At 48.3% G+C, this 6,058-nt stretch carries 8 protein-coding genes; 2 read left to right on the forward strand and 6 right to left on the reverse strand.

Annotation, left to right across the window (positions count from 1 at the left end):
• The first annotated feature begins 5 nt into the window (after nucleotides 1-5).
• Nucleotides 6-431 carry a hypothetical protein gene (locus ABWQ15_RS06675; RefSeq protein ID WP_353907981.1) on the forward strand — a complete coding sequence of 142 codons (426 nt, stop codon included), beginning with the start codon at nucleotides 6-8 and terminating at the stop codon, nucleotides 429-431.
• 164 nt (nucleotides 432-595) lie between these two features.
• Here the strand turns inward: ABWQ15_RS06675 and ABWQ15_RS06680 are convergent, their stop codons facing one another.
• From ABWQ15_RS06680 to ABWQ15_RS06705, 6 genes are all read right to left on the reverse strand, one after another.
• Nucleotides 596-784 (reverse strand): hypothetical protein, encoded by a 189-nt coding sequence (locus tag ABWQ15_RS06680; RefSeq protein WP_353907982.1) that lies wholly within the window; start codon nucleotides 782-784, stop codon nucleotides 596-598.
• Nucleotides 785-988: 204 nt separating this feature from the next.
• Entirely contained in the window at nucleotides 989-1,681 is a 693-nt protein-coding gene (locus ABWQ15_RS06685) for a peroxiredoxin (RefSeq protein ID WP_353907983.1), read from the reverse strand.
• A 190-nt stretch (nucleotides 1,682-1,871) separates the two neighbouring features.
• Complete coding sequence (locus tag ABWQ15_RS06690) at nucleotides 1,872-2,060, reverse strand: ferredoxin (protein WP_353907984.1); 189 nt, start codon at nucleotides 2,058-2,060, stop codon at nucleotides 1,872-1,874.
• A 22-nt stretch (nucleotides 2,061-2,082) separates the two neighbouring features.
• On the reverse strand, nucleotides 2,083-3,714 hold the full coding sequence (gene hcp / locus ABWQ15_RS06695) for a hydroxylamine reductase (protein WP_353907985.1): 1,632 nt from the start codon (nucleotides 3,712-3,714) through the stop codon (nucleotides 2,083-2,085).
• A gap of 108 nt (nucleotides 3,715-3,822) precedes the next feature.
• Nucleotides 3,823-4,137, reverse strand: coding sequence for a cupin domain-containing protein (locus ABWQ15_RS06700; RefSeq protein WP_353907986.1), 315 nt, complete (start codon nucleotides 4,135-4,137; stop codon nucleotides 3,823-3,825).
• A 14-nt stretch (nucleotides 4,138-4,151) separates the two neighbouring features.
• A complete protein-coding gene (locus ABWQ15_RS06705) occupies nucleotides 4,152-4,856 on the reverse strand; it encodes a 4Fe-4S dicluster domain-containing protein (RefSeq protein ID WP_353907987.1) in 705 nt (234 codons plus the stop codon).
• 98 nt (nucleotides 4,857-4,954) lie between these two features.
• Here ABWQ15_RS06705 and ABWQ15_RS06710 point away from each other — a divergent pair, with 98 nt between their 5' ends.
• Nucleotides 4,955-5,614 (forward strand): Crp/Fnr family transcriptional regulator, encoded by a 660-nt coding sequence (locus tag ABWQ15_RS06710; protein ID WP_353907988.1) that lies wholly within the window; start codon nucleotides 4,955-4,957, stop codon nucleotides 5,612-5,614.
• Nucleotides 5,615-6,058: the final 444 nt, after the last annotated feature.

Raw genomic sequence — 6,058 nt, forward strand, 5'->3', positions numbered from 1 at the left:
TGTGTGTGTTTGACAGAGTCGTAGCACCGCGAATAGATATCTATGATAGGGCTACAAACGAATATTTTGGAAGGGCGACCTTCCCCGTTACTCCAAGTGTTGAAAGCGCTTTGCTTGGAATGATAAACAATGCGGTAATTCCAAGGTCAATTGTGCTGCAGGATGTCACATTTTTACCGTCTTCCAGCCGCTATGTACCACCGGGACTTTTTGTAAAATACCCAAGGAATGGGGTTGTTCGCGCAGAATTCAGAGATGCAGATTCAAGGCTTTGGGTTCCCGCCGATATCTATATCAATTTTGATGCGCAGGCGAGAGGGAACATATCCGGAGACAAGTACCATTTCGACAGCGTCGAGTATACAAACATTGGAATTCAGGATACCAAAATTCTTCCTCAGGGAGGGAGCCCTCAAGCAGCCACTCCATAATGATAAGGGACGGCTTATGCCGTCCCTTTAGTATGAAATATTGGATTAAAAGTGAGTTTAATGTGTCAGTAAATTGCGGAATTAAGCTCCGGTCAATTGGCAGCCAGGCTATCAAAGCGCAGTATGACAAAATCGGCATTGCAATGGCAGAAATCTGGAGTTTTTCACATCGGGAGGTTAATAAAATTTGGATGCTTCTCTTCTATTTTCTGAATAACCGAAATGTTAAGATAAATATCAGTTTCCGCTGAATTGGTTTGGCCTAATGCCCGGGCCTTTTTAAATTCCTCTATTCGCCTTTTTAATTCAGCGTAAACAAACAATATTTCAGCGTCAGTAAACCCATAATCCATATGTCCACCTCCTTTTGCCGACATTTTACCACAAACGCGGCAAAAGGACAAGCTGAGTTACCTGCCGACAGTTATCGATGCTATGCGATTCCGTTCTAGCCGGGTGAAGGCAATTCCAAGAGGGGGAGTATCAATCATTGCCTGCTGAAATGGGGAATTCTGTACAAGCGCAAAAGGCCTAAGGCAGGAGGTGGCACATCGACCCTAATTGTTAGGGTTCGGCGGAGATAAAAGATGATCGTTATTTCCGGGTGGTAGTTGCTTATAGCACCAAAACCAGTTTTGGCAGCTTAGATTTTGCGCGGCCGGATCATTCTGGCGAGCAAGTAGCTCATCATAAGTTTTAGGCGGCGGAACGATTGCAGGCTGCTCGGGTTGCCAGTTGGCTGGAGTTAACATGTGATCTTTGTCCGTAGTCTGCATTGCAGACAGTAAGCGTAGTATTTCGGGAATGCTTCGACCGTTGGCATTAGGGTAGATGAGAATGGCGCGAACAATCTGATTCGGGTCAATAAAAAATACATTTCTGACCGTCTCTTGGGTGCTCACATCCGGCGCAAACATTCCATATAGGTTTGCTATATCGCCCATACGGTCGGCAATCACAGGAAACGGAATCTGAATGCCTGTGGTTAAATAAATTGCGTAAACCCATGCCAGATGGGATGGATTGCTGTCTATACTTAGGCCAATGAGTTGCGCATTTTTCTCGGCAAATAGCGGCTGCGCACTGGCAAAGGCAATAAATTCCGTGGTACACACGGGAGTAAAATCACCGGGGTGAGAGAATAAAATTACCCATTTCCCTTTGAAATCAGACATTTTGAGTGGTCCAAATGTAGTTACAGCATTGAAATCAGGTGCTTTCATTCCTATACTTAAATGGTTTGTATTCATGCAATCGACCTCCAATGTCCCATCCTATGAATGATTTCCAAGAAGGGTGAAACTACGCCCTTAGCTGCGGGGAGGCGACATACGAAAATGTCGCCAATGCTAATAATTTGCTATAATAGTTCGAGAATAACCCCTGAATCATCGCCCTTCTGAACAGCAAAAACCATTCAGAAGGGCGATGATTCAGGGGTTATTCGATTGAGATAACAGAGACGGGGCAGTTATCCATGGCGTCCACTGCCGCGTTCTCCGCAGATTCAGGAACCGGGTCTGAGTAGACCTCCGCGTGCCCGTCATCGGCCATCCGGAATACCTCGGGACAGGTGGATGCGCACAGCCCACAGGAAATACAGCCCTCTCGGTCAATTTTTGCGTTCATAGACAAAAACTCCTTTCTTAAATCAGGTATTCATAAGCAGGCTGATGTCATCGTCAACCGTTCCGACGCCTGCAATACCAAACTTTTCAACCAACACCTTGGCCACATTGGGGGACAGGAAGCCCGGCAGTGTGGGGCCGAGATGGATGTTCTTCACACCCAGGTACAGCAGAGCCAAGAGAACGATGACGGCCTTCTGTTCGTACCAGGCGATATTGAAGGCAATCGGCAGATTGTTGATATCGTCGAGACCGAACACCTCCTTGAGCTTCAGGGCAATGACCGCCAGAGAATAGGAGTCGTTGCACTGCCCGGCGTCCAGAACTCTCGGAATCCCGCCGATGTCGCCCAGCTTCAGCTTATTATAGCGATACTTCGCGCAGCCCGCCGTGAGAATCACCGTGTCCTTCGGGAGTTTTTCAGCGAACTCGGTGTAGTATTCCCGGGACTTCATGCGTCCGTCACAGCCGGCCATCACAAAAAACTTCTTGATCGCACCGGATTTGACGGCGTCGACGATCTTATCCGCCAGAGCCATCACCTGATTGTGAGCAAAGCCGCCGACAATGCTGCCGGTCTCGATTTCATCGGGCGCGGGAAGGGTCTTGGCAAGCGCGATGATTTTCGAAAAATCCTTTTTGCCGTTTTCATCGGCGTCAATGTGCCTACAGTCGGGATAGCCGGTGGAACCCGTGGTAAAGATCCTGTCACGGACCTCCTCGCTTCTGGGGGGGACGATGCAGTTGGTGGTAAACAGGACGGGGCCGTGGAAGGAAACAAATTCGTCGAGCTGCTTCCACCAGGCGTTGCCGTAATTTCCGGCAAAGTTCTCATATTTCTTAAAAGCGGGATAATAGTGAGCGGGCAGCATCTCGCTGTGGGTATAAACATCCACGCCGGTGCCCTTGGTCTGTTCCAGAAGCTGCTCCAGATCGGTCAGGTCGTGGCCGGAAATCAAAATCGCGGGATTTTTACGGACACCGATATTGACTTCCGTGATTTCGGGATTGCCGAACCGTGACGTGTTGGCCTCGTCCAGAAGCGCCATGACTTTGACGCCATATTCGCCGGTTTTCAGTGTCAGCGCCACCAGATCGTCGGCGGAGAGGGAGTCGTCCAGTGTTGCCGCCAGCGCCTCATAGATAAAGGCGTTGATGGTCAAATCTTCTTTCCCAATGTTCTTCGCGTGCTCGGCGTAGGCCGCCATGCCCTTCAAGCCGTATATAATCATCTCACGCAGAGAACGCACGTCCTCGTTTGCGGTTGACAGTACGCCGACAGAGGCGGCCTTTTCCAGCATGGAAGCTCTGGAACTCACCGCGAAGGTGGCCGCGTCGTGTAAACCAACAGATGCAACGGAATTTCTGAGTTTGTCTCTTACGGCGATCATTTTCACGATCTGCTTTTCAATTGAACCGTCGTCAAAGTTTGCGTTGGTGATGGTGGTGAAAAGGCTGCTGAGAACTTCATAGTTTGTCTCACCCAGGGTTTTGACGTCCAGCTTTCCTTTGACTACAATTTCTGAAATGCCTTTGAGGGTGTAAATCAGAAGATCCTGAAGCTTGGCCACCTCTTCGGTTTTCCCGCACACGCCGCGCATCGTGCAGCCCTTTCCTCCTGCGGCTTCCTGACATTGATAACAAAACATGCTCATTTTTGCTTCCTCCTATAAAATTCAGTCTTCAACAGGTTTAAACTCGTCCTTGCTAAACAAAACAACTGGGGCACTCCCGGTCGTTCATTCTTTTCCTCCTGCACCTTCTCAGCTTCTTGGGGCGGGAGCCTTTACGACGATCAACTCCAGTGTCTCGTCATGCACATTTCGGACATTCATTTTGGTTTGAAACGGGATCTTCAGCAGAGATCCGGCCCCGTACTCATGGATTTCCTGTTCATCAAGGCCGATGGAAAGCTTTCCGCGGATGACGGTCATATACACATTTGAATTGGATAAGTGCTCCGGCAGATCCTCGTCCTTGTTGAACACCATGTGGAGATAATGCAAGTTTTCGTCAAATATGACTTTTTCTATCGCTTTTTCATTGGTCTGGGACAGCTTAAACACTTTTTCGATCATTGCGCTTCCCCCGTTCAATCAAGTATTCTGCCATCGGTCGAAATCGTGACAACCTGCCAGGGAATCATTTTTCCGCTGTTTTGAAGCGCCCGTTTCACCGCATTTTCGATCCCGCCGCAGCAGGGGACTTCCATCCGGACAACTGTAATGCTTTTTATATTGTTGTTCCGAATGATCTCCGTGAGTTTGTCGCTGTAATCCCCTTCGTCCAGCTTGGGGCAGCCGATCAGGGTCACTTTGTTTCTGATAAACCTATTGTGAAAATCACCGTAAGCATAGGCCGTACAGTCCGCGGCAATGAGGAGGTTGGCATCGGAAAAGTACGGCGCATTGACTGGTGCGAGCTTGATTTGGACGGGCCACTGTGTAAGCTGGCTTCTGGTTTCGCTGATATTGGAACGGACAGATTCACACGCATTTTCACGATGGATCATCTTAGATTGTGTGCCAGGGCAGCCGCAGGCCAAGGTTTCTCCTTGCTTGCCCAGCTTGCTTTTCTTCACGGCGGCTTCGTCGTATTCCTTTGCTTCGCGTTCCTCAAAGCGGATAGCCCCTGTCGGGCAGGTTGGCAGGCAGTCGCCGAGACCGTCGCAGTAATCGTCGCGCAGGAGCTTGGCCTTTCCGTTTACCATGCCGATTGCCCCTTCGTGGCAGGCTTTTGCGCACAGTCCGCAGCCGTTGCACGCTGCTTCGTCTATTTTGATAATTTTCCGAATCATAGTTCGTTCCCCGCTTTCAAGTTGTTGTTGACTTTATGCCTTGAGTTTACTATTCTTAAGTTAATATGTCGGTTGGAATTCCAACGCAGGAGGGCTTTGTGAAAAATTATTTGGGTGTACTGAAAACGGTAAAATTATTTAATGGCATTGAAGAGTCGGATTTACAGCCGCTTTTGTCGTGCCTGTGCGGGAAATTGATTCATTATGATAAAGGACAAACTGTATTTTCCAGCGGCGAAAGCCTCGTACAATTTGGTATTGTTTTATCGGGACAGGTTCAGGTTGTACAGGACGACTATTACGGAAACAGGAGCATCCTCGGAAAAATTGACGTTGGAAATCTGTTTGGGGAATCCTTTGCCTGCGCGGAAATAAAAGCGCTTCCGGTCAGCGTGATTACAACGACCGAAAGCGAGCTTCTCTTTATTGACTGTCACAAGCTTGCCGTCCCATGCGCCAAGGCGTGCGGATTTCATAGCAGGCTGATTCAAAATATGTTGAATATCGTATCCATGAAGAATATAGGGCTGACGCAGAAAATTGAATTTACCTCGAAACGCACCACGCGTGAAAAGCTTCTGGCCTATCTTTCAGCCGAGGCCAAGAAGGCGGGAAGCAGCCGCTTTTGCATTCCGTTCAATCGGCAGGAACTTGCGGACTATCTTTCTGTGGAGCGCAGCGCCATGTCAGCCGAGCTGTCAAAGCTCAGGGATAATGGGATTTTGAGATTTCATAAAAATCAATTTGAGTTGTTATAGGAGTACGCTATGTTGTTCGGCTGTTCGTCCCAAACTTCTCAGACACTCATTTTGGCATTTGCACGGAGCCTTTCGTTCTTGCACAAGTTTTGCGAGAAAGATAGAATGCACAAGACGGTTGAAAAAAGCGGAATCTAAATTTTGAGTATCATTTGAAAAGTGGGCCACAAACCAATTTATAAAATAATAATATGCCATTGTGGAATTTCAGAAATTCAAGGATTTCTCCTTCTAGCGGAAACCGGTCAGAAATGTCCGGTTTCCTCGCTTTTTTGTGCAAATCCTCCGACTATTTATTCAATATTTGGGGCAAAAAATAAAGCACGAAACTATCAGATGGCTTCGTGCTGATCCATTATGAGTGGAGAAGTCAAGAACCGTGCAGAATCTGAACACCCAAAATCTGCAGATTATGCGGCCAGGCCTCTGGCGGCCTGACGATAC

Origin of the sequence: Oscillibacter sp. (assembly GCF_040505565.1) — a bacterium.
Classification (GTDB): domain Bacteria; phylum Bacillota; class Clostridia; order Oscillospirales; family Oscillospiraceae; genus Oscillibacter.

Excerpts from the sequence above, each read along its gene's own strand:
- ABWQ15_RS06680 (WP_353907982.1), bottom strand. The coding sequence starts at position 784 with ATGGATTATGGGTTTACTGACGCTGAAATATTGTTTGTTTACGCTGAA.
- ABWQ15_RS06685 (WP_353907983.1), bottom strand. The coding sequence starts at position 1,681 with ATGAATACAAACCATTTAAGTATAGGAATGAAAGCACCTGATTTCAAT.
- ABWQ15_RS06690 (WP_353907984.1), bottom strand. The coding sequence starts at position 2,060 with ATGAACGCAAAAATTGACCGAGAGGGCTGTATTTCCTGTGGGCTGTGC.
- hcp (WP_353907985.1), bottom strand. The coding sequence starts at position 3,714 with ATGAGCATGTTTTGTTATCAATGTCAGGAAGCCGCAGGAGGAAAGGGC.
- ABWQ15_RS06700 (WP_353907986.1), bottom strand. The coding sequence starts at position 4,137 with ATGATCGAAAAAGTGTTTAAGCTGTCCCAGACCAATGAAAAAGCGATA.
- ABWQ15_RS06705 (WP_353907987.1), bottom strand. The coding sequence starts at position 4,856 with ATGATTCGGAAAATTATCAAAATAGACGAAGCAGCGTGCAACGGCTGC.